Below are 22,492 nucleotides of genomic sequence, written 5' to 3'. Positions count from 1 at the left end.
GTTTGCGCAGAGCAGCCTGTGGATGGTGCGTAAGGTGCTGATTGCAAATGCATGCGTTGTGCAGATCGCCCCTAAGTTTTTCGTGTGTACTTGGGTGCGATTTCTTTGCTGAAGTTTTGTAAAGACGCTGACGATCAGTGGGTTTGCGATGTTTCGTGCACCCAATCTAAACCTTGTGCGAGTGCATAGTTGGCGGCATCGTCATGGGTTGCGAAGTCATCAATGAAGCACATGATGCGGGCCGTGCTGGCACTGCCGTGACCACTGGCGACAGAGACTTGGGCGGCAAAGCGACCACTGGGTAAGGCACGTGGACAAGCGGCAATGCGGTATTTGCCGAGGGTGATGGAATTGTTGTCAATATGAATAGCGGGAATCATGGAAATCTTTTAAAAAGTAGAACGAGAAAACGCAGCCCTGAAAGGACTCGTTGAAATACGCGAAGAAGTGGGAATTTACTTAAACGCCCCTCTGCTGAGGAGCTACACGGCCATGTAGAGCATGCGTGCTAAAAGTCGACTAAAGCGATAACTGAGTGTAACAGACTTCGGCCTTGTGTGCTGTTAAATGTGTGCTGCTCAACGCAGTTTGGGGCTGATCAGACCAGAGGCCAATGCGGTGCCCAGCACAATCACCACGCCGCCGCCCATCATCCAATGCGTGATGACCTCGTCTAAAAAAATCACCCCGAACAAGTTCGCAAACACGGGGATTAAATACGTCACAGTCATGGCGCGGGCGGGGCCCGTCCTCACCATCAAGCGAAAGTACAAGACATAGGCCAAGGCGGTACACAACAATCCTGCAATACCCAGTGCCGCCCATGCCTGTGGCGGTGGCGTCTCAGCGGGCCAAGTCAGCAGGGCAGGTGCCGCGAGTCCAATACTCGCGCCCCACAAACTACCGGTGGTGGTGACCAGTGAAGGCACCTGCTGCAAATAGCGCTTGGTCACACTGCCTGCCACGCCGTAACACAAGGTGGCCACCAAGCAAGCCACCACGGCTAGGCCGACACCTCCTGCTTTGAACGAGATGCCCCCTGGTACATCACTGGCAAGGATGACCACACCTGCGAAACCCATTGCCAATCCCAAGGCCCGTGAGGCGTTGAGCTTGTCACCCAACCAAACCCAAGCGATGAGGGCGCCGAACAAAGGCGTGGTTGCATTCAAGATAGATGACAAGCCAGTGCTGATATGCATCAGCGCATAGGCATAGCAAGCGAAGGGAATGCCTGCATTGAGCAAGCCCGAGGACAAGGTGGTGCGCCAGTGCTGGCGCAGCACGGATAAGCCGCCACACCACATCAACACTGGCGTCAGCATGAGGGCTGCCAAGGTAATGCGCACCCATGCCGTGGGGACAGGACCAAAGGCGTAAGCACCTTCGCGCATGAATAAAAAAGAGGAGCCCCACAGCACAGCCAGTAGCACGAACTCAGGCACCCACTCACGCCAATGCAAGGCCGGTTCGTTCATGCGCAGGTGGCCTCGTGTGCGAGCAAGTATTGTTTGCGATCCAAACCGCCGGCAAACCCTGTGAGTGCCCCGTTCGCACCCACGACACGATGGCAGGGCACGACGATGCTGTGCGGATTCTGACCAATCGCAGCACCCACTGCGCGCACCGCTTTTGGGTAACCAATGCCGCGCGCAATATCGCCATAAGTCTGAGTATTGCCGTAAGGAATGGCTTGCAGTGCGTGCCAAACCGCACGTTGGAAGGAGGTGCCCCATGCGGGGTGCAGGGGCAGTTCAAACCGCAGACGTTGGCCTTTGAAGTATTCGTGTAATTGCTGGGCAGCGGCTTGCAAGGTGGTGTGTGTGTGGTGTGTGGTGTCCGTGATCCAGTGGCGGGTGTCGGGCATGTGCGCTTGGCCGTGTACAAACCACACGCCTGCTAAGCCTTGCTCGGTGGCCGCCAGCAGCACATCCCCCAGTGGTGAAGTGGTGTGCGATTGATAGAGAGTTGGTCTGGTCATCAGGCGCATGGCATGAGGCGTTAAACGGCACTGCGATTTTGTGGGTATGGTCATCATAGAGGTACTCGTTGGGGCAGCGCTGGGCTCTCTACAATCTATTTCTTATGCAAGTCAACGCCTCTATCTTCAAAGCCTATGACATCCGTGGTGTCGTCCCTTCTACGCTCAATATAGAGGTGGCCGAAGCCTTGGGCCGTGCTTTTGGTACGCATGCGGCTGCATCAGGCCAGTCCACCGTGGCGGTGGGTCGTGATGGCCGTTTGAGTGGCTTCTCGCTGGTCGAGGCCCTCATTCGCGGCTTGGTCGAGGCGGGTGTGCAGGTGATTGATGTGGGCGCCGTCACCACACCCATGCTGTATTTTGCGGCCAGTACGCTGTGCCAAAGCGGTATCCAAGTTACGGGCAGTCACAACCCCAAGGATTACAACGGTTTCAAAATGGTCTTGGGGGGGCGCGCCATTTATGGCGACGAAATTCAAGGCTTGCGCCAGATCATCGAGACCGAGCGCTGGACGCTCAAAGCGGGCGGCAGCGTCAAGCAAGTCGACGTCACGGCTGACTACATCGCTCGCATCGTGGGCGACGTGCGCCTGAGCCGCCCGATGAAAGTGGTGGTCGATTGCGGCAACGGCATTGCAGGGGCCACAGCGCCTAGCATCTTCCGCGCTTTGGGCTGCGACGTGTTGGAGTTGTTCAGTGAGGTGGATGGCAACTTTCCCAACCATCACCCAGACCCCAGCAAGCCTGAGAATTTGAAAGCCGTGATCGCGGCTTTGAAAACCACAGACGCTGAATTGGGCTTGGCCTTTGACGGCGATGGCGACCGCTTAGGCATCGTCACGAAAGACGGTGAAACGATTTACCCCGATCGTCAAATGGCCTTGTTTGCGCAAGACGTGTTGTCACGCGTGCCCGGTGGCGCGATTGTGTTTGACGTCAAGTGCTCGCAACGTTTGGCCCCCGCTATCCGCGAAGCGGGCGGTCAAGCCCTGATGTTCAAAACAGGTCACTCGCTCATCAAAGCCAAGATGAAAGAAGTCGATTCGCCTTTGGGCGGCGAGATGAGTGGCCACATCTTTTTCAAAGAGCGTTGGTATGGGTTTGATGACGGCACCTACGCCGGTTGTCGCTTGCTTGAAATCGTGAGCCGCAGCCCCGATGCCAATGCCGTGCTCAACGCCTTGCCTACCAACTTCTCCACACCTGAGTTGAATGTAGGTTGTGCCGAGGGGGAGCCACACCGCGTGAGTGCTGAGTTGCAAAGCTTGGTCTCATCCGATCAACTGCCTTCGCCCGAATTCATACCAGAAGCTTGTGTGATTGACGGCTTGCGCATCGACTGGGCCGATGGCTTTGGTTTGATCCGCGCCTCTAACACCACGCCTGTGCTGGTGCTGCGCTTTGAAGGCCAAACCCAAGCCGCACTCCACCGCATTGAGCACGACATGCTGGCGCTGCTGCGTCGCGTCAAACCCGATGCGAAGTTTCAAGAGGCTGCGCATTGAGTGTGCGTGATAGACAAGCGCCTTTGAGGGTGCTGATCATCAAGCTCTCGTCGTTGGGCGATGTGGTGCATGCCATGCCTGCCGTGATGGACATTCAAGCGGCGTTTCCGAATGCACAGATCGACTGGGTGGTTGAGCGTGACTTTGCACCTTTGGCGGCACGCTGTGCGGCTGTGCAACGCGTCATTGCCTGTGACCTGCGCCGCTGGCGTAAATCTTTTTTCAAAACCGATACTCACCTATCCACATGTGCCGAGTGGCGAGCCTTCAAAGTCGAGGTGCAGAAAGAGGCTTACGACGTCATCCTCGACTTGCAAGGCCTCACCAAATCGGCCTTGGTTGTTTGGCTGACACGCAAGACCAAGGGTGGCAAGCGCTATGCCTTGGCCAACCGCACGGATGGTTCAGCTTACGAACGCCCCACGCGGTGGGTGGCCGATGTGGCTGTGCCCATCACGCCGCACATCCATGCGGTGGCGCGTGGCCGTGTGATGTGTGCCAAAGCCTTGGGCTACGACGTGTCCGCGCACTTGAACTATGGCTTGGGCCTTGCGGGTGCGCAACGCAAGCCTTTGGTGGCGTTGGTACACGGCACCTCACGCGAAGACAAAGAATGGCCTTTGGCGCACTGGTTTGACATTGGCGCACGCCTGAAAAAAATGGGCTTGGATGTCGCGCTGCCGCATGGCAACGAAGCCGAACACCTGCGCAGCACGGCCTTGGCCGAGATGCTCCCGGGGGGCGTGGTGTGGCCCCGTTTGTCACTCGATCAGCTCACCACCGAGATGGCGCAATGCACGGGCGTGATTGGTGTGGACAGCGGCTTGAGTCACATCGCCGTGGCCCTCGATTTGCCGCACGTTCAAATTTATAACTTCGACACCGCTTGGCGCACAGGCCCGCAAGACAGCGCACGTCAGCGTAGCGTGGTCGATTGCCCCACACCCACGGTGGATGGGGTGTGGGATGCGTGGCTGGCTTGCTTCAAGTCACAAAGCGGTCCGTCATGACACTGACTTTTTACAGTCTGCTGATGTGGTTTTTGCAGCCCTTATTGCGTCGCAAACTACAGCGCCGTGGCCGTGACGAGGCGGGCTATTTGCATGCCATCGACGAGCGCTTTGGCCACTACACACAGGCAGCCACAGAGGGTTGTTGTGTGTGGGTGCATGCCGTTTCTTTGGGTGAAACCCGCGCTGCGGCTGTGTTGCTGCAAGCACTGCGCGCCGCATGTCCGCATATCCGTATCGTGCTGACCCACGGCACCGCCACAGGGCGCGCACAAGGGATGAGCTTGCTGCAAGGCGGTGACGTGCAAGTCTGGCAACCATGGGACACGCCAGCGGTGGTGCGACGTTTTTTGGCGCACTTCCAACCTCGCTTGGGCATCCTCCTCGAGACGGAGTTGTGGCCCAACTGGGTGGCCCAGTGTCGCCAAGCGAACGTCCCCTTGGTGTTGGTCAATGCACGCATGAGCGAAAGAAGCAGGCGCCAAGCACAGCGTTTGTCTTGGCTCTCGCGTCCTGCTTACCAAGGCTTGTCTGCCGTGTGGGCGCAAACACAAGACGATGCGGTGCGTTTACGCACCCTAGGCGCCCCCGTAAAGGGCGTGTTGGGCAATGTGAAGTTCGACGCGCAACCCGACGTCGCTCAACTGGCACAAGCACAGCTTTGGAAGCAACGGCTCCAACGCCCTGTGGTGTTGTTAGCCAGCGCCCGCGAAGGCGAAGAAGTCATGTGGTTGGATACCTTGCAAGCGCTCAAAGATCTGCCACGCGATCACCGCCATCACATCCATGCCGTGCATTGGCTGATCGTGCCGCGTCATCCACAGCGCTTCGATGAGGTCGCTGCCTTGATCACGCAACGCGGTTGGGGCCTGTCGCGCCGCAGCACGTGGGCTGATGGCCTTAGACCTCAGGCATCAGTGGACGATGCCCTTTGGCTAGGCGACTCGTTGGGTGAAATGGCCTTGTATTACGGCTTGTCGGAGGTGGCCTTGCTGGGCGGTAGTTTTGCGATGTTTGGGGGGCAAAACTTGATTGAAGCCACCGCTTGCGGTTGCCCTGTGATCATGGGGCCGCACACCTTCAACTTTGCCGAAGCAGCGCAACTGGCCGAAGACGCAGGCGCTGCGCTGCGCGTGGCGGACATGGCACAGGCCGCGATCACGGCCTTGCAACTGGTGAGCTTTGCGCCGGATGAACGTGCCCATGTGCAGGCGTGCATGACATTTTCACAAGCCCATCGTGGGGCAGCACAGCGCACGGTGCAAGTGCTGCTGCCGTACTTGGCCGAAAATTAAGGCGCGAGCAAATCGTTGATAGGTTGCAAATCCGCAGGCGTCAACGTGCCAGCAGCTTGGCGCAATTTCAGGGTGGTGACCAACACGTCGTAACGCGCTTTAGCCAAGTCGCGCTTGGTTTGGTAGAGCTGGCTTTGTGAGTTCAGCACATCAATGTTGATGTTCACGCCCACTGAGTAACCCAATTTGTTGGCATCCAAGGCGCTTTGGCTGGAGGCTTCTGCGGCTTCGTAGGCTTTGACTTGGCTCAGTCCTGCCATCAAACCGAAATAGGCGGTGCGCGTGGCTTGTGCGGTGGCGCGGCGCGCGTTCTCATAATCTGAGCGTGCTTTGTCTTCCAAGGCCATGGTTTCTTTGACTTTGTACATGGTGCTAAAGCCTGCAAAGAGGGGCACGTTCAACACGATGACCGCGGATGGGTTGTAGATGTGCGAGGGGACGGCGCTCGTGGCACTGCCGTCCACGTTGCGAACGCCCGCATAGGACACTTGCGCATCCAAGGTGGGCTTGTGACCCGCCGTGGCTTTGTTGACTTCAAGGGATGCAATTTCTAATCCGAGCTGTGCCTGACGGATGGCGGGGCTGCTGGTTTCGGACTGTGTCACCCACGTGTTCACATCTTCGGTGGGTGGTTTGATCAATTGGATGTTATTGGCCAAGCGTTTGGGTTTGGCGTTGCTCAAACCGACAGCCAAGTCGAGGGCGAGGCGTTTGATGCGTAAATCGTTGTCACCCGCAATCTCTTGCGCGTTCGCCAAGTCAAAGCGAGCTTGTGCGTCTCGCACACCTGTGATGGTGGCCGTGCCCACTTCAAAATTACGCTGGGCCGACGCCAATTGCTCGGCCACGGCTTTCTTCTGTGCTTTCACCAGTTCTAAGCTGTCCTCGGCAATGAGCACATCAAAGTAGGCTTGCGAGACGCGCAACAGTAAATCTTGCTCCGCCGCTTCGTACTGCGCCGCGGCTTGTTGCAATAAATGTCCGCCTTGACGGTAAACGGCCCATGCGGCGGGGCGATAAATGGGTTGAGTGAGCGCGACCGCGGCGACGCCAGTGCCGTACAAGCGTTTTGACGCGACGACTGGAGGTGTGGCGGTTGGGTTGGGGGTGTCAGGACGGTAGCCAAAGTTCGTGCGCGTCGCACTTGCTGACAAAGCAATGTTTGGCAAGATGCCGCCGAGTGTTTGATTAGCTTTGGCCAAGTTCGCTTCAAACTGCGCTTTGGCCGAGATAAAGCCAGCGTCATAACCGCGTGCTGCGTCATACATCTCCACCAAGCTTTGCGCCTGTGCCTGAGACGCAAAAGCTAAAACCACGGCAGCGGTCAGCGGCAGGGTACAAAACAGTGAGCGATGAAGCGACATTCAGTTCTTTCAAAAATCAATACGTAGGCACAGAGGCGTCCACTTGTGACGACCACGCGTGGATACCCCCGGTGATATTGGCCACATGGCTGAAACCTTGTTGCACCAAAAATACCGCCACTTGCATGCTGCGCGCACCGTGGTGGCACAGGCAGGCAATCGGCTGATCTCGGCTCAAGTCTTGCCATCTGGTAGGGATGGTGTGCATCACCATCTCCACCAGTTCAAACCCCTGTGCTTTGACGCAGGCAGTTTGTACCTCCCAAGGCTCACGCACATCCAACACCACCGTTGTGCCGTTGGGGGTTTGTGAGGCGATCCAGTCTTGCAACTGGGCGGGCTGAACTTGATCCATCATGCCGTGCTTTTAGAACTTGAAGCGTGTGGGCTCTGCAAAGCCTTGCAAACGTGGGGCGGTGTGGTCCCACAGCGCCTTGCTGTTCCAAGCCGCTTCAGCGGTGCGTGTGTAGAGGGTGGCCGCCATGGCGGGCTCTTGCCCCACGATGGCCAGCAAGTGGCCCCCTACTTTGAGTTGTTGCAACAGGGCTTGTGGCACTTCCGCCACCGAGCCACCTAGCACAATCGCATCAAACGGGGCATCGCCCGAAGCACCTGTGCTGCCGTCCGCGACGCGCACATCCACGTTAGTGATGCCGGCGCGTTGCAGGTTGTTGCGGGCGTTGCTGGCCAACTCGGGGTTGATTTCTAAGCTCGCCACACGCTGAGCGCGGCCAGCTAAGAGGGCGGCTAAGTAGCCACTGCCTGTGCCGATTTCCAAAACTTTTTCGCTGCCTGTGAGGTGCAGGTCATGCATCAAGCGTGCGTCGACACGTGGGGGCACCATCGTTTCGCCATGGCCCAGCGGGATCTCTGTGTCGGCATAGGCCAAAGCTTGGTAGGCCTGTGGCACAAACCATTCGCGTGGCACCTTAGACAGCACGGCCAGCACCTGGGTATCCAGCACTTGCCAAGGGCGGATTTGTTGCTCGACCATGTTGAAGCGGGCTTGTTCTTGGGTATTCATCGCAAAACTCCGAAAGCGTTCAATTAAAGCTAGACAAAATTTTAACGGGCGGGGCCGTCAGAGCCTGACGACCATTTGCGTTTCAGCCACTCAGCCAAATCATCTAAATAACAGTACACCACGGGGACGACCACTAAAGTCAACAACGACGAGGTAATCACCCCGCCAATCACGGCTTGCCCCATGGGGGCGCGCTGCTCAGAGCCTTCAGACAAGGCGAATGCCAAAGGCACCATGCCAAAAATCATGGCCAAGGTGGTCATCAAAATAGGGCGTAAACGCACCTCAGCGGCCAGCAGCAAAGCGTCGTGGCGGCTTAAACCGGGTTTGACAGAGCCATCGGCCTGTTCTTGTGGTTCACGTGCGCGGATGGCGAAGTCCACCAACAAAATCGCATTTTTAGTGACCAAGCCCATCAGCATGATGACGCCAATGACGGAGAACATCGACAAGCTAGAGCCAAACAGCAACAAAGACAGCACCACACCAATTAGTGTGAGGGGCAGGGCGGTCATCAAGGCCATGGGTTGCAAAAAGCTTTTGAACTGACTCGCCAAAATCATGTAGATGAACACAATGGCCAGCAGCAATGCGGAAATGGCGTAGTCAAACGACTCTTGCATGCTCTTGGTCGAGCCGCCAAATTGGTAGCGGTAGCCTGGTGGCATTTGAATGCTGTCCATGGCTTTGCGAATGTCCGCAGACACCTCGCCAGCCGATCGGTTGTAGACGTTGGCATTGATGGCCACTTCGCGCATCAGGTCTCGGCGGTTGATTTGGTTGGGGCCTGTGCCTTCTTGCACGTTGGCCACTTGGTTCAACCGTGCCACGCGAGGACTGCCGTCGGCGTTGGTGCCAAGGGTGAAGGGCAGGCGTTCGAGGTCTTGCAGAGCGTTGCGGGCATTGGGGGCCAAGCGCACATTGACGTCGTAAGTTTGGTCATCGGCGGCGCGCCAGTTGGTCACTGTTTGGCCTGCGACCAAGATGCGCAATTGGTTGCCAATACTGCCTAGCGACAGGCCGAGGTCGTTCGCGGCATCGCGTTGCACATTGACTTCTACCGTGGGCTTGTTGGGCTTCACACTGGAGTCCAAATCCACCAAACCAGGAATAGTGTGCAACTTGTCCATCGCTTGTGTGGTCAGGCGCTCTAGCTCACGCAAGTCGCTGCCTTGCAGCGAAAACTCCACTTGCTTGTTGCCGCCTACGCTGTCGAGCAAGCCTACGTGCGTGACCGTGATACCCGGCACTTGGCGTAAACGCTCACGCAGCATGGCCGAGAGTTGATCCACCGTGCGTTTGCGGTCCTTGCGGTCGTTCAAACGGACGTAAATGTTTGCGTAAATCTTGCCATTGGCCACCCCCGTGTTGATGGTGGAGAGCGTGTAGCGCACCTCGGGAAATTCGCGAACGATGGCCTCGACTTGTTGGGCTTTGGCCTCTGTCACTTCTAAGGACGAACCCACGGGGGTGTTGAAGTTGATGGTGGTCTCCGAAAAGTCTGCCTTGGGGACAAACTCTGTGCCCAAGAGCGGAACCATCAAGAGGCTCACCACAAAAGTGCCCATGGCCAAACCCACCGTGGCGCGTCTGTGGTCTAACGCCCATTTCAAAATGGTTTGGTACAGACCCACCAATCGGTCAGTGGTTTGTTCAAACCATGCGGTGATGGGGCCGATGGTGCGGTCGTAAAATTTATTCGAGTGGCCATGCTGTCCGTGCGCATGAATCGTTGGGTCGTGCCAGATGGATGACAGCATGGGGTCCAGCGTGAAGCTGACCAACATGGAAATCATCACTGCCGCAACGATGGTGATACCGAACTCGTGGAAGAACTTGCCAATGATGCCGCCCATAAACCCAATGGGCAAAAACACTGCCACGATGGACAAGGTGGTGGACAACACGGCCAAGCCGATTTCTTGCGTGCCATCCATTGCGGCTTGGTAAGGGGCCTTGCCCATTTGCACATGGCGCACGATGTTTTCACGCACCACGATGGCGTCATCAATCAGCAAGCCCACGCACAGCGACAAAGCCATGAGCGTGATCATGTTGATGGTGAAGCCAAAGATGTACATGAACAAAAACGTGCCAATGATGGCAATTGGCAGTGTGAGTCCGGTGATGACTGTTGAGCGCCACGAGTTCAAAAACAAAAATACGATCAGCACGGTAAGCAAGCCACCTTCAATCAGGGTTTGGCGCACATTGGCGACGCCCACGCGGATGGGGCGTGAGCCGTCTTGTACTTCTGCGAGGCGAATCCCTGCGGGGAGCTGCGACTTCATGCCTGCCACGGTTTGGTTGAGCCCATCAATCACGTCGATGGTGTTTTCATCTTGCGCTTTTTGCACCGTGATGAGCAGGGTGCGTTGGCCGTTGTACAGCGCCAAGCTCTCCACCTCCTGTGCCCCATCGTGGACGGTGGCGACTTGGTTGAGCCGAATCGGCGTGGTGTTTTTGCGTGCCACGATGATGCGGCCAAAGTCCTCTGGACGCGTCATGCGGCCTTGAATTTGAATCACACGGTCTTGCTGCAAGGAGCGCAAACTGCCCACGGGCAGGTCTTGAGCTTCGCTTTGGACGGCACTCACCACTTGCTCCGCGCTGATGCCTAAGGACTCCATCGCTTGCGGGTTCAAGTACAAGTTGATCTCGCGCTTGGTGCCGCCGACCAAGGCCACCGATCCCACACCACGCACGTTTTCGAGACGTTTTTTGAGCACTTGGTTCGCCCAATTGGTCATCTCGACAGCGGAAATGGGTTGGCCATCTTTGGGTGTGTCTGGCATCACAGCCAGTGACCAAATGGCGCGGTTGGCGGGGTCAAAGCGCAAGACCTTGGGCTCCTTCACGTCGTCGCGCAAGCTCGGGCGAAGCGCAGCGACTTTTTCGCGCACATCGTCTGCGCCTTTGCGTGCATCGATGTAGAGTTGAAACTCCACCACTACCACCGACAGGCCTTCGTAGCTGCGGGATGTGAGGTTGTTGATGCCGGCAATCGCGTTGACGCCTTCTTCAATTTTTTTGCTGACTTCGCTTTCCACAATCTCTGGCGAGGCACCAGGGTACTCAGTGGTGATGACTACCACTGGGAATTCGATGTTGGGAAACTGGTCAATCTTCAAGCGCTTGTAGGAGAACAAGCCTAGTACCACCAAGGCCAGCATCAGCATGGCCGCGAAGACCGGATTTTTCAAACTGACTTTGGTGAACCACATGCGGGGTCTATGGCCTTAAGGGGCTGTGCTAGCCGCTGTCGCAGGGGCAGGGAGCGGAGCTGTGAGCGGGGTCGCAAGCGCTGTGTACTTCACCACCATGCCTGAACGTAAAGCGCCTACGTGGCCTTTGAGTACGGTGCTGCCTTCGTTTACGCCCGTCACGCCCACCATGGGTTCTGATTCGGGCTGCGTCAAGTCCATGCCGCGCATGCCGAGGGTGACGGTTTTGTGTGCCACTTGCTGCTGATCACCCACACGCTCGACCACTTGCACATAAGGCTGTGCCCGGTCGGTGCGCACGGCAGACAAAGGCACGGCAAGCACTTGGCTTTTGCCCAGACCCAGCACGCCTTTTGCAAACAAGCCGTGGCGCAGGCCTTCGGCTTTGTCGAGGGCCAAATAAATCAACACACTGCGGCTGCCGGTTTGTGCGCTGGGGCTGATGCGTTTGACTTTGGCACCCACGACTTCTTTGCGATCTTCTATTTGCAGTGCTGCGACTTGGCCCACACGCACATCCATGGATTCGTTTGGGCTCAAGGGCACCTCCACCTCAAGTTGGCTCAAATCCACCAACTCCATGATCTTGGCGTCAATCGCCACGCGCTCGCCTACTTGGGCCGCACGGCCTGACACAAGGCCCGCAAAGGGCGCACGCAAGGTGGCATCATCTAGCGCTTTGCGGGCGACCTCAGCCCCAGCGATGGCCGCTTTTTGTGTGGCGATGGCACCTTGGTAGGATGCTACAGAGTTGTCCATTGCAGCTTGCGAAATAAAGCCTTGGCCGACCAGTGCCTTGTTGCTGTCCCACTGACGCTGTGCAATTTCCATTTGCGATTTGGCTGCGCTGGCTTGCTCCACGGCTTGTTGCCAGCGGCGTTGGTACTCGGTGGGGTCAATGCGTGCCAGCACATCGCCGGCTTTGACCGCATCACCTTCGCGTGCCACGACCTCCTTGAGTTCACCGGCCACACGCGCTTTGATGACGGCAAAGTTCACCGCTCTGACTGTGCCTGACACAGGCAAGCTCTGGGTGACGTCGCGTAGCTCGGCCCTCATCACATCGCTGCTCAACAATTCAATTTGCATTTGTTCTGCCGCAGCGGTGGTGGCTGCGGCTTGTTGTGCGCGTTTGTTGTTGATGGCGCGCCACACCCCGCCTAGCAAGGCCAAGGTGATGACCGCTATCGCGATCCAACGGGGTTTGATGCGTTTCATGGGTGGTTCTTTGTGCGCATGCCGTTGAGCAATAAATCAACGTGTATGTGGATAAATTCTTGAGGGTCAATGATGCGTGCCGATGCTGCACACGCGCCCATCGAGTGCTTCCACATCATCAAAAAAATCATAGGTGCAATCAGACTGAACACCGTCTTGTGGCTTTCCATGTGTACAAATTCGCCGCTGTCTACTCCACGTTGCAAGATGCTTTGCAGCAGGGCCGTGCCGGGGGCGACCACTTCTTGCTGATAAAAATCGGCAATTTCTGGGAAGTTTTGTGCCTCGCTCATGATCAGCTTGACGATGCCGCTGGCAGGCGTGTTTCCCACGTTGAGCCACCACAAATCCATGGCGTAGTGCAGCATCTCGGCACTGCTACCTTGGAAAGTTTTGAACTCTTGATTCCAAGTAGGGAACAAGTTGGCAATGTTTTCTCGAATCACCGCTTTGAACAGGTCTTCCTTGCTGGGGAAGTACAAAAACAAAGTGCCCTTGGACACGCCTGCGCGTGCCGCCACTTCGTCCACGCGTGTGGCGGCGAAGCCTTTCTCCACAAACAAATCGAGCGCCGCTTTGACCAACTCACCAGGGCGAGCTTCTTTGCGACGCACTCTTTTGGGCGTGGGGTCTGTGACGTGGGCGGGTGGGGAAAGCACAATGGTTTATTAATGACTAATTGGTTATTAATATAGCATTTAATTCTTTTGCGATTTCATGTGCGTCACGTCTGTGTCTCCGTCAACCGCATCAGCTTGCATGACATAGGCCTGAGTTGTTGAGGTGTCTGATCACGCACAGCCATAGAATCAACAGACATGACCAATACCTCCACTATCCCCGTCAACAACACGAAAGTCATCACCTTGGGCGGTGGTTGCTTCTGGTGCACGGAGGCTGTTTTTGTGCGTGTCAAGGGCGTGCTGGAGGTGATCTCTGGTTACACCAACGGTCATGTGCTTGCCCCCACCTATGCCCAAGTGTGCGCGGGCGACACCGCTCACAACGAGGTGGTGCGTGTGGTGTATGACCCTCAGGTCATCGGTTTGCGTGAGTTGTTGGAAATCTTCTTTGCGATTCATGACCCCACCAGCTTGAACCGTCAAGGCAACGATGTGGGCACGCAATACCGCAGCGGCATTTACTTGAGTGATGCGGCTGACCGCGAGGTGGCACAACAGGTGTTGGATGAGGTCAATACGGCCTTGTCGGGCCGTGTGGTGACGGAGTTGCAGATGCTGCACAACTACACGGATGCCGAGGCGTATCACCAAGACTACTTTGAACACAACCCGAACGTTGGCTATTGCGCGATGGTGGTGGCCCCTAAAGTTCAGAAGTTTGTGCAAACTTTTGCCGAGAAGCTCAAGCATGGCTGAAGCGCTGCGTTGGATGCCGTTGAACCTCAGCCTGCGCCTGTTGCGACGTGCGCTGCTGGTCTTGCTGATGGCCTTGGTGTTGGTACAAACCGTGGGCGTGTTGCACCGCGTGGTGCATGCACATGGAACACACCGCATGACGGCGGTTGAAGGCATGGCAGCGTTGCAGAGTTTGTGGGCTGACCACAGCAACGCGGTGAATTGCCAGTTGTTTGACCAAAGCTGTTCAGATGCATTGCATGTCACGATTGCAATGGCCCAGCCTGTACTTTTTATCTCTGACTGGCCGGCCGCAACAATGCATGAACGCTTTGCACTTTTTGAGCGTTCTTACGCGGCCCGTGGGCCACCTGCTTGGCATTGACTTGACTTTTCTTGCGTTCAGGCTTGTCGCCTCACGCTGTCATTTCTTTGCAAGCAGGTAAGTACATGAAACATATTTTTCAGCGCAGCGCTGTCGCCGCTGCCGTATACACATTGTTAGGGGCAAGTTGGGGCTCAGTTTGGGCCCAAACAGCAGGCGTGGATGATGTGCACCACTTAGACGAAGTGACCATCACGGCGCGTTCATTAGACAGGGCTGACTTGATGGTGCCCGCACAGCAGCTGTCGGGTGCAGCGCTCACCCAGCGCCAAGGTAGCACCCTTGGCGAAACACTCGACAACTTGCCCGGCATTGCCAACGGCTCGTTTGGCCCTAATGTGGGGCGTCCCATCATTCGCGGCATGGACGGCGACCGCATTCGCATCTTGCAAAACAGTGGCTCCAATATGGATGTGTCAGGTCTGAGCAATGACCATGCTGTGCCGATTGACCCCCTTACCACCGAACGCATTGATGTGGTGCGTGGTCCCGCCACCTTGTTATATGGTGGTAGCGCTATAGGCGGCGTTGTGAACGTGATTGACAACCGCATTGCACACGAACGCACGTTCGACGCCCAAGGTGGTGTGATGGGCAAAGTCGAAGTGCATGCCGGCGGCGCTGCTGACGAGCGCAGCACAGGCGCCATGGTGGAAGCGGGCAACGATAAATTTGTGCTGCATGTGGATGCGTTTGAACGCAGCACTCAAAAATTGCGTGTCTCTAAGGAGATGGCGTGTGGTGATGGCGGCGCTTCACATGCTCTGCGCGTGTGCAATTCGGCGAGTGAAAGCAAAGGTGGCGCAGTGGGTGGCACATTGTTATTTGACCGTGGGTACTTAGGTTTATCTACCAGCGAGTACCGCAGCACTTATGGCACCGTGGCCGCGCCCACAGTACACATCGGCATATTGCGCCGCCACCATGTGATGGAAGGGCAGCTGCGCGAGGTAGGCGTGTTCCAAGATCTGAAGGTTCAACTCGGCCACACACGTTACACCCACACAGAATTTGAAACACCGCAAGCCACGGATGGCACGCGCTTTGACAACAAGGGCCATGACTTCCGTCTGCAAGGACGCCAACACGCGGTTACTTTGGGGAGTGGTATGCAGTTGGAGGGGGTTGTTGGTATGCAAAATGAGCGCAGTAACGTCCAAGTTAGGAGCGATGGGCAATCCGTCCTCCTGCCTCCTAGCCAGACGCAAAGTACGGGTGTATTTACGTACCAAGCAGTGACAACCAGTTGGGGGCAGTTGAGCGCAGGTGCGCGCGCAGAGCACGTGACGGTGCAGTCTTTCGAAGATAGGGAAGCCAATGCAGCGCAGTCTCAAAAGTTCAAGCCGATCAGTTTCGCTTTGGGCGCCATGCGCAACCTACGCCAAGGTGAGGCACAAAATGGTTGGCAACACACAACCCACCTAAGTACCAGTCAGCGTGCCCCCAAAGACTATGAGTTGTTTGCGCACGGTGTGCATGCGGCATCGGCCACTTACGAAATTGGACAGCCTACCAACGGTATAGAAAAAGGCACACAACTTGATATGGGCAGTGCGTGGAAGCAAGGCGCACACAAATGGGGTATCACTGGATTTGCGTCGCATTTTTCAAACTACTTGGCCTTGCGTGCGACAGGTGTGCAGTTCGACCCAAACGGCGAAAACTTGCCCGAATATAGATTTGAAGGCGTTCGCGCTCGTTTCTATGGCATCGAATCCACCGCCACCATTCGCATGGTGAGCGGCCAAGATGCCGTGCTGACGCCGACCGCAGCACACGGCGCAATGGACCTTGAGTTGCGCGCCGATGTTGTGCGTGCACAAGACTTGACGCACAGCAGTCCCATGCCTCGCATCGCCCCCATGCGTGTGGGTGCTGATGCGGTGTGGTCACGCCATGCGTTGGGTGCGCGCTTTGGGTTCATGCACGCCGCGGCTCAAAACCGTGTTCCTCAAAACGGTGCTGAGCCGGGCATCACCACCGCAGGCCACACTTTGTGGAATGCGGGTCTGAACTACCACACCCACAGGGGTCCTACGCATTGGCTGTTGTTTGCCAAGCTCGACAACATCACCAACAAGCTCGCTTACTCACCCACCTCGGTGTTGACTCAGACATTGCGTGAGAATGCGCCCCCGCTCGCAGGGCGCAGCTTGAAAGTAGGCGCGCAGGTGAGCTTCTAACGTGAAGCAGCGCAAAAACAAAGCGGCCTGTCTGACCGCTTTGTTTGGGGTTGAATTTTTAAGGTGCCAGCCGTTCGCGTATCCACGTCCTTTCGGGCGACTGACGGTAACGCAAACGGTCATGTAGACGGCTCTTGCGGCCTTGCCAAAACTCCCACTGGTCTGGCACCAATCGGTAGCCACCCCAATGCGGCGGGCGAGGTGGTTGCAATAAAAACTGTGCGCTGTATTTGGCGGCATTGGCCACCAACACGCCACGCCCGTCAATGACTTGGCTTTGCGGGCTCGCCCAGGCACCAATGCGCGAGTCGAGGGGACGGCTGTTGAAGTAGTCGTCACTTTCGGCTTCACTCACTTTTTCCACCCGACCTTCAATGCGCACCACACGCTCGAGTTCAACCCAATGAAACTGCAAGGCCGCAAAGGGGTTGCCCGCCAGATGCAGGCCTTTTCGGCTGGCATAGTTGGTGAACCACACAATGCCGCGCGGGTCATAGCCCTTGATGAGCACCACCCGTGTGCTGGGCCGCAAGTCGCTGCTGACCGTGGCCAAAGTCATCGCATTGGGTTCGTGCACTTCTGAATCCATCGCTTCTTGCAGCCATTGGCCGAATTGCTGCATGGGATCTGCCGCAGAAGCCGACTCGTTGAGTTCGGCGCGTCCATAACTTTTGCGAAAGTTGGAGATGTGGTTCATGGTGTGTGAGTGTGTCGTGTGTGACAAATAAAGGGAGAACCCGAGATGGTGCTTCACACATCCAGACCTCCATCGGCCCAGCTTGATGCCCCAACCATCCACTTATCCAAACTGTACAAATTTGTCAGGCCACTTCTAAATGAGTTCATACGCATCTATACTAATTAGATTTGAAGGTGAGCTATATGGCGAGTACTTATTCACTTAAGCTAGTTGGTAAAAATAACAAAATTATTGATCGACGCTCTGTCAAATTGGCAGCAGGTAAGTTTATTGGGCCCGAAACCATCAAAGCCCAGCCAGATGTGATGTACCACCTAAGTGCAGAGAATAACTCCCAAGCACTTGACAAAATCGCCACCAAAAAAGTAGGCAAGGACTTGCATGTGTCCTTTTTGAGTGACGACGTCAAAAACCCCGACTTGATCATCGAAGACTACTTTGAATTTAACAAAGACATCCGCCTAGCCACTTCTAACCTTGCGGGTGAATTGGTGCCGTTCTCGTCCTCGGGTGGGTGGTCATCGAGTTTGTGGAGCGGTACCGACATAACCTCCGCCACCACCATGACGGCAGAGGGCGTCACCGCCGCTTGGTACAGCAACCCCTTGGCGCAATTAGCGCTGATCGGGGGGGGCGTGGCGGTTGTTTCGGCTGCTAAAAAATCTGGTGGCAGTGACGCGCCCGCCAGCACAGACGCAGCACAAGGTATTGGAAAAATTACAGCCTATGGTGCAGACTCTAAAAAGGCTGAGCCCACGACCGCAGACTACGCCACTGGTGGCGTCACGGACGTTACCTCTAACAATTTGAATGCTGTCAACACCGCTGTTGCGACCACTAAACCCACGACCAAAGATGGTATTCAAAGCATCGTCAAGGCTTACAACAAAATATTGGCAGAAGCGAATGGGCCGATAACGAGCGACGCCACACCGACCGACCCCAGCGTTGACGACTACAAAATTCTCGGCGTTAACCCAGCTGGAGCCGCAACAAGTGCTACTCAACTGACGTTGCTCAACGAGGTTCTCAAAAACCGAATCACCAGCGAAGTAGACAGCGTGGGAAAATTGAGTGGCTTGGCCTCCGTTGCAGACAAAATTTTCACTGCGGCTCAAGGCGGGCTTGGTAGCGCCACAACCATCTCGGCGGCTGAATTTAGCAGCGTGGGCATCTATGACATATCAACAGGTGCGGCTGATAAAAAACCACTGACTGTTGAACAAGCCACTGCTTTGACTGACGCCATCAAAGCGAGGGGTTTTGGCAAGAGCACTACCTTGACTGACATTGCAACCATTGAGCAAGCCTATCTCAAAATTTTGGCGGCGGCGGATGGGACGAGGCTCAATACAACTACGGCTAACTTTGCAACTATCGACGACTTCAAAACCATCGGGGTAACGACGGGCAAGGCCTTGACTGCTAGCGATTCCAAACAAATAAACGCTTTGAGTCTACTCAACACCAGCATTGATAGTTTGGCGGCAGCTAAGGTCGACACCTTAGGTGAAATCAACGCACTCAACAAAGTGGTGGATAAGGTCATGGATATCGCTAGCACCACGGGGGCTGACAGTGCCGCGATTTCAACAGCAGTGACCGCGCTTAAATTAACGGCGGCTGAGCTTGGCCTTTTAGGCGTCGCAGGTGTGACGACCGATAACGTGAAATTGATTGCTTCAGCGATTCAGGCGACAGCCTCTACAGGTAACTCAATATACGATTTGACCAAAGTGGACGAGCTCAAAGAGCTGCAAGGCTTGGTGGACTTGGGTGTGATTATGTCGTTTGCCGACACATCCACAACCTATGCATCTTCCGATGCGCGGCGCATACCCGCACACACGGCGCCTGCTGCGATTGCAAATTACGTCAGCGCAGGCGTGGTTGAAAAAGATGAGGGGAGCAACAAGGCCATTAAGAATTTGACTGCTATCAACAGCGCAGTCAACGCCGTGGCAGACCCTAGCCAAGTTAGTACGGCAGCAAAACTACAAAACATCGTCAACACCTACGACAAACTGCTAACCATGGCTGATGGTGGTTCAGAAAAAAATAACACCGAAGTTGCCAACAGGCTGACACAGGCAGACTATCGAGCCATTGGGGCACTCAACTACAGTGCAACGGGGACGCTGTTAGACCCAAGAAACTTCACTACGGCCAGTAACGTCAGCAAGGCTGCACTCGCATCGACTAACGCTGCCACAGCAGCTTCGCCAACGATCAATGACTCGGCGTTGAACTTGCTTAACAACATCATTGATAACTTGTCCGCCTCCGCAGTGGACAGCATTGAGAAAGTCAATGCGCTGTCGCTGACCCTTGACAAAATTTTTGCCGTCGCCTCAGGTGATACTACGCTCGGAACGACCAGTCTGACTGGCGCAAAAGCATTGGCATCGAGCGACTTGACTAGCTTGGGCTTGACATCCTTGAACTCTTCCTCAGCGGCCTATTTGAAATTGGTGGTGAAAGGCCTTGATGCGGCGGTGAAGGCCCCCGCTGCTGGTGTGACAGATCTGTTGACGACACCTGATTACGCCAAGATCGACACGCTGAAAGAGTTGCAGTCGGCGATGGACTTAGGCGTTGTGATGACGTATGCCAACACATCGCCTAACGTCAGTCCTGCCCCCGATACGACGCTGCACATCGCGCCTACGTTGGCCAGCTACACCAGTTTAGGTGTGGCGACCACAAGCACCGCTGCGAGTAAAGCCATTACAGATTTGGGGGCCATCAATAGTGCGGTGGAGGCCTTGTCTGACGGCAGTCGTGTCGATACGTTGTATGAGGTGCAAAACATCGTCAACATCTACAGCCGTATTTTGAACATGGCAGATGGTTCTCGAACCACGGGTCATACCTCCGACTATGTCGGCCCGAGTGGTGGTTCAACGGCTTCAGGCAAGTTGACGGCTGCCGAATACAAAGCCATGGGTGCCTTGGCCTATGACAGCAACGGGTACTACACCACCACTGCACCCGCCAGTCCTATTGGCGCAACTAATTCCACCAGTACCTCCGCCTTGAATTTGCTCAACGATCTTGTGGATGGCTTGAATGTTGACCGTGTGAACACAATTGGTGAAATCAATGACTTGTCAAAGTTGGTGGACAAGGTGATGGATGCGGCTGATGGCAGTGATGCCTCAACGATAACCAAACATTTGACAGCTGCTGATTTGAGCAACCTCGGTGTCAGCAATATTCCGACGACAGATTCAGGGTTCTTCGCACAGCTAGAGACAGATATTGCGGGTTCTGATAACGACGGATCTAAGGTTGATACCTTTCAAGAAGTTCAAGCGTGGGCTACGTTGGCAACCGCACAACGTTATGCCCAGCTTGATGGGCAATCCGATGCAGGGGCTGTTGCTCCTAATCTGACGGGTTATAAGAATTTGGAAGACAGCGGCATTCTCGCGAGAACGGGGAGTGACAGCGTTGTTTGGACTGCTAGCCTAGCCTCGGCTGTGAATTCTGCGTTAGTTCCATTGGATGCGGCGGGTGTGAGTACGTCAAAATTCAGCGATATTTCGCTTTCGTTCCAAAATATCTTGAACGAGGCTAAAAATGGGGCGACCAACGGTACGAATACGAACCCGTCAAATCAGGATTACACCAATGTTGGCGTGGATTTTGGCGCTGCTGGGTCAGTCGACAGTGCCGTGAGTTTACTGAACGATGTGGTTCGCAACAAAGATGCAAGCAGTATCGGCACACTGGGTACGCTCAACAACCTCGCCACAGTGATTAAGAAAATTCAGGAACTTGAGCACATCACACCAGCAGACAGTTGGACATCTGCAAATACACCCTCGACATCTTTGCAGAAAGCAGATTTCGAAAGTTTAGGTTTATCGTTTACGAAAGCAGATGGGTATCAGTTCACAACAGATCAATTCAGTCGCTTTTTGTTTCAAATTGCTAAAACCGCACCAGAGCCCAGCGGTACTACCGACTACACCGTATTCCAAACCCTAGACGCCTTCAAGACCTTGCTTTCAAGCCCTGGAGTGTTGAATGGTTGATCCTCGCGCGTAGTTCGCTTCGTGTTTTGTATGCGTACAAGTGCTTTACGAATTCTCTGTCTACTTCTACCTATGTGCGGCAGCGGGTGTGGTGGGGGCAGTGGTGCATCAACTGCTGGCTCTTCTGCCCCTGCCGTCAGCAGCGTGAGCTTGAATGCGGCGGAAGCGAATGGCAGCACCTATGTGGCCATGACGGCTGCATCCAGCAATGACAAGACGGTAGTGGCCTATTGCTTTCAAACATCCTCTGAAGCGCCGAGTGCCACAGACGCGTGCTTTAAACCCACCAAGGTGCAATACATCCAACCGCCCACCGCGTCGGTGGTGTATTACGTCTGGGCCAAAGACAGTTCGGGTCGTCTCAGCAGCGCTGTGAGTCGCACGGTGGCGCCTTTTGCCATCGGTGCAGCGGATGTCACTCGCATCTCGGCGGCGCAGTACCGCATGGCTGTGAGTGCTCCAAACACCACCATCACCAGCTATTGCGTGACGAAGGAAACAGCAGTACCGCGTGCCGATGATTTGTGCTTCAAGCAAGACAGCAGCTTCGGTGCACCTGTTCCAGATAGCCCCACCACTTATTATGTTTATGGACAAGACAATTTAGAAAACATTAGTCCACAGTTCACTCGCGTGTTGGGTCCATGTAGCGATGAAGGCTTTGCAAAGTCCTATGCCAGCACACTGCCCACGGTATGCGTGAGCACGAGTTTGGGCGAGTTCGTATTGGAATTGGAAAAAGACAAGGCCCCCACCACAGTGACGAATTTCTTGAAGTATGTGAATGATGGGTTTTACAGCAACACGGTGTTCCATCGAATCATGTCCAACTTTATGGTGCAAGGGGGTGGGTTCAATACCGACGGTAGTCAGAAAGTGTCCACATACAGTGCCATCACACTGGAGAGCCCCACAACAACAGGCCTGAGTAACTTGACGGGGACGATTTCGATGGCGCGCACGACGGAGGCCAATAGCGCGACAAGTCAGTTTTTTATCAACGTCGTGGATAACTTCGCTCTCAATGGCGCATCAAGTACTGATGGTTATGCAGTTTTTGGGCGCGTTATTTCTGGCATGGAGGCGACGGTGCAGACGCTTCGTGAGGTGTCTGTTCATAAGGCCTCTGGTGCGACAGAAAAAAGTACACCCGACAGTCCTCCCATCATCTACTGGGCTTATCAGTTGAAATGAAATTTGTAGGA

Annotated in this window: 18 protein-coding genes; 8 read left to right on the top strand and 10 right to left on the bottom strand. The window is 55.4% G+C overall.

Annotation, left to right across the window (positions count from 1 at the left end; all coding sequences use genetic code 11):
• Nucleotides 1-134: 134 nt before the first annotated feature.
• The 3 genes from RMS03_RS11130 to RMS03_RS11120 form a co-directional block, all read right to left on the bottom strand.
• Entirely contained in the window at nt 135-380 is a 246-nt protein-coding gene (locus tag RMS03_RS11130; protein WP_310627119.1) for a hypothetical protein, read from the bottom strand.
• A 198-nt stretch (nt 381-578) separates the two neighbouring features.
• Nucleotides 579-1,478, bottom strand: a complete 900-nt coding sequence (locus tag RMS03_RS11125) for a DMT family transporter (RefSeq protein ID WP_310627118.1) — start codon at nt 1,476-1,478, stop codon at nt 579-581.
• Entirely contained in the window at nt 1,475-1,981 is a 507-nt protein-coding gene (locus RMS03_RS11120; RefSeq protein WP_405023531.1) for a methylated-DNA--[protein]-cysteine S-methyltransferase, read from the bottom strand. The genes RMS03_RS11125 and RMS03_RS11120 overlap by 4 nt, the downstream gene beginning before the upstream one ends.
• 104 nt (nt 1,982-2,085) lie before the next feature.
• Between RMS03_RS11120 and RMS03_RS11115 the strand changes: the two genes are divergently transcribed.
• The 3 genes from RMS03_RS11115 to RMS03_RS11105 are packed head-to-tail and all read left to right on the top strand — an operon-like array spanning nt 2,086 to nt 5,791.
• On the top strand, nt 2,086-3,486 hold the full coding sequence (locus RMS03_RS11115; RefSeq protein WP_310627117.1) for a phosphomannomutase/phosphoglucomutase: 1,401 nt from the start codon (nt 2,086-2,088) through the stop codon (nt 3,484-3,486).
• A gap of 29 nt (nt 3,487-3,515) precedes the next feature.
• Complete coding sequence (waaC, locus tag RMS03_RS11110; protein ID WP_310627116.1) at nt 3,516-4,496, top strand: lipopolysaccharide heptosyltransferase I; 981 nt, start codon at nt 3,516-3,518, stop codon at nt 4,494-4,496.
• Complete coding sequence (locus RMS03_RS11105; protein WP_310627115.1) at nt 4,493-5,791, top strand: 3-deoxy-D-manno-octulosonic acid transferase; 1,299 nt, start codon at nt 4,493-4,495, stop codon at nt 5,789-5,791. The genes waaC and RMS03_RS11105 overlap by 4 nt, the downstream gene beginning before the upstream one ends.
• Here the strand turns inward: RMS03_RS11105 and RMS03_RS11100 are convergent.
• Genes RMS03_RS11100 through RMS03_RS11075 form a run of 6 tightly spaced genes read right to left on the bottom strand, consistent with a single transcriptional unit; the run spans nt 5,788 to nt 13,280 of the window.
• On the bottom strand, nt 5,788-7,155 hold the full coding sequence (locus tag RMS03_RS11100; RefSeq protein ID WP_310627114.1) for a TolC family outer membrane protein: 1,368 nt from the start codon (nt 7,153-7,155) through the stop codon (nt 5,788-5,790). The genes RMS03_RS11105 and RMS03_RS11100 overlap by 4 nt on opposite strands.
• A gap of 16 nt (nt 7,156-7,171) precedes the next feature.
• Nucleotides 7,172-7,513: a rhodanese-like domain-containing protein gene (locus tag RMS03_RS11095; protein ID WP_310627113.1), complete on the bottom strand. Its 342-nt coding sequence runs from the start codon at nt 7,511-7,513 to the stop codon at nt 7,172-7,174.
• A 9-nt stretch (nt 7,514-7,522) separates the two neighbouring features.
• Nucleotides 7,523-8,179, bottom strand: a complete 657-nt coding sequence (locus tag RMS03_RS11090) for a protein-L-isoaspartate O-methyltransferase (protein WP_310627112.1) — start codon at nt 8,177-8,179, stop codon at nt 7,523-7,525.
• A gap of 41 nt (nt 8,180-8,220) precedes the next feature.
• Complete coding sequence (locus RMS03_RS11085; protein WP_310627111.1) at nt 8,221-11,403, bottom strand: efflux RND transporter permease subunit; 3,183 nt, start codon at nt 11,401-11,403, stop codon at nt 8,221-8,223.
• A 15-nt stretch (nt 11,404-11,418) separates the two neighbouring features.
• A complete protein-coding gene (locus RMS03_RS11080; protein WP_310627110.1) occupies nt 11,419-12,621 on the bottom strand; it encodes an efflux RND transporter periplasmic adaptor subunit in 1,203 nt (400 codons plus the stop codon).
• On the bottom strand, nt 12,618-13,280 hold the full coding sequence (locus RMS03_RS11075; RefSeq protein WP_310627109.1) for a TetR/AcrR family transcriptional regulator: 663 nt from the start codon (nt 13,278-13,280) through the stop codon (nt 12,618-12,620). The genes RMS03_RS11080 and RMS03_RS11075 overlap by 4 nt, the downstream gene beginning before the upstream one ends.
• Before the next feature lie 159 nt (nt 13,281-13,439).
• Here RMS03_RS11075 and msrA point away from each other — a divergent pair, with 159 nt between their 5' ends.
• The 3 genes from msrA (at nt 13,440) to RMS03_RS11060 (ending at nt 16,547) form a co-directional block, all read left to right on the top strand.
• Complete coding sequence (gene msrA, locus RMS03_RS11070; RefSeq protein ID WP_310627108.1) at nt 13,440-14,000, top strand: peptide-methionine (S)-S-oxide reductase MsrA; 561 nt, start codon at nt 13,440-13,442, stop codon at nt 13,998-14,000.
• A complete protein-coding gene (locus tag RMS03_RS11065; protein ID WP_310627107.1) occupies nt 13,993-14,364 on the top strand; it encodes a hypothetical protein in 372 nt (123 codons plus the stop codon). The genes msrA and RMS03_RS11065 overlap by 8 nt, the downstream gene beginning before the upstream one ends.
• A 65-nt stretch (nt 14,365-14,429) precedes the next feature.
• Nucleotides 14,430-16,547 carry a TonB-dependent receptor domain-containing protein gene (locus tag RMS03_RS11060; RefSeq protein WP_310627106.1) on the top strand — a complete coding sequence of 706 codons (2,118 nt, stop codon included), beginning with the start codon at nt 14,430-14,432 and terminating at the stop codon, nt 16,545-16,547.
• Between the two features lie 58 nt (nt 16,548-16,605).
• Here the strand turns inward: RMS03_RS11060 and pdxH are convergent, their stop codons facing one another.
• Nucleotides 16,606-17,244 carry a pyridoxamine 5'-phosphate oxidase gene (pdxH, locus tag RMS03_RS11055; RefSeq protein WP_310627105.1) on the bottom strand — a complete coding sequence of 213 codons (639 nt, stop codon included), beginning with the start codon at nt 17,242-17,244 and terminating at the stop codon, nt 16,606-16,608.
• 308 nt (nt 17,245-17,552) lie between these two features.
• Here pdxH and RMS03_RS11050 point away from each other — a divergent pair, with 308 nt between their 5' ends.
• Nucleotides 17,553-21,287: a hypothetical protein gene (locus RMS03_RS11050; RefSeq protein WP_310627104.1), complete on the top strand. Its 3,735-nt coding sequence runs from the start codon at nt 17,553-17,555 to the stop codon at nt 21,285-21,287.
• Nucleotides 21,288-21,359: 72 nt separating this feature from the next.
• On the top strand, nt 21,360-22,481 hold the full coding sequence (locus tag RMS03_RS11045) for a peptidylprolyl isomerase (RefSeq protein ID WP_310627103.1): 1,122 nt from the start codon (nt 21,360-21,362) through the stop codon (nt 22,479-22,481).
• Nucleotides 22,482-22,492: the final 11 nt, after the last annotated feature.

Source organism: Limnohabitans sp., from assembly GCF_031538885.1.
Lineage (GTDB): Bacteria > Pseudomonadota > Gammaproteobacteria > Burkholderiales > Burkholderiaceae_C > Limnohabitans.
The sequence above is the reverse complement of the archived record's forward strand: the minus strand, read 5'-3'. Positions and strand labels throughout refer to the sequence as shown.

Excerpts from the sequence above, each read along its gene's own strand:
- msrA (WP_310627108.1), top strand. The coding sequence starts at position 13,440 with ATGACCAATACCTCCACTATCCCCGTCAACAACACGAAAGTCATCACC.
- RMS03_RS11115 (WP_310627117.1), top strand. The coding sequence starts at position 2,086 with ATGCAAGTCAACGCCTCTATCTTCAAAGCCTATGACATCCGTGGTGTC.
- RMS03_RS11080 (WP_310627110.1), bottom strand. The coding sequence starts at position 12,621 with ATGAAACGCATCAAACCCCGTTGGATCGCGATAGCGGTCATCACCTTG.
- RMS03_RS11090 (WP_310627112.1), bottom strand. The coding sequence starts at position 8,179 with ATGAATACCCAAGAACAAGCCCGCTTCAACATGGTCGAGCAACAAATC.
- RMS03_RS11065 (WP_310627107.1), top strand. The coding sequence starts at position 13,993 with ATGGCTGAAGCGCTGCGTTGGATGCCGTTGAACCTCAGCCTGCGCCTG.
- RMS03_RS11100 (WP_310627114.1), bottom strand. The coding sequence starts at position 7,155 with ATGTCGCTTCATCGCTCACTGTTTTGTACCCTGCCGCTGACCGCTGCC.
- RMS03_RS11130 (WP_310627119.1), bottom strand. The coding sequence starts at position 380 with ATGATTCCCGCTATTCATATTGACAACAATTCCATCACCCTCGGCAAA.
- RMS03_RS11120 (WP_405023531.1), bottom strand. The coding sequence starts at position 1,981 with ATGACCAGACCAACTCTCTATCAATCGCACACCACTTCACCACTGGGG.
- RMS03_RS11105 (WP_310627115.1), top strand. The coding sequence starts at position 4,493 with ATGACACTGACTTTTTACAGTCTGCTGATGTGGTTTTTGCAGCCCTTA.
- RMS03_RS11060 (WP_310627106.1), top strand. The coding sequence starts at position 14,430 with ATGAAACATATTTTTCAGCGCAGCGCTGTCGCCGCTGCCGTATACACA.
- pdxH (WP_310627105.1), bottom strand. The coding sequence starts at position 17,244 with ATGAACCACATCTCCAACTTTCGCAAAAGTTATGGACGCGCCGAACTC.
- RMS03_RS11095 (WP_310627113.1), bottom strand. The coding sequence starts at position 7,513 with ATGATGGATCAAGTTCAGCCCGCCCAGTTGCAAGACTGGATCGCCTCA.
- RMS03_RS11045 (WP_310627103.1), top strand. The coding sequence starts at position 21,360 with ATGTGCGGCAGCGGGTGTGGTGGGGGCAGTGGTGCATCAACTGCTGGC.
- RMS03_RS11085 (WP_310627111.1), bottom strand. The coding sequence starts at position 11,403 with ATGTGGTTCACCAAAGTCAGTTTGAAAAATCCGGTCTTCGCGGCCATG.
- RMS03_RS11050 (WP_310627104.1), top strand. The coding sequence starts at position 17,553 with ATGTACCACCTAAGTGCAGAGAATAACTCCCAAGCACTTGACAAAATC.
- RMS03_RS11125 (WP_310627118.1), bottom strand. The coding sequence starts at position 1,478 with ATGAACGAACCGGCCTTGCATTGGCGTGAGTGGGTGCCTGAGTTCGTG.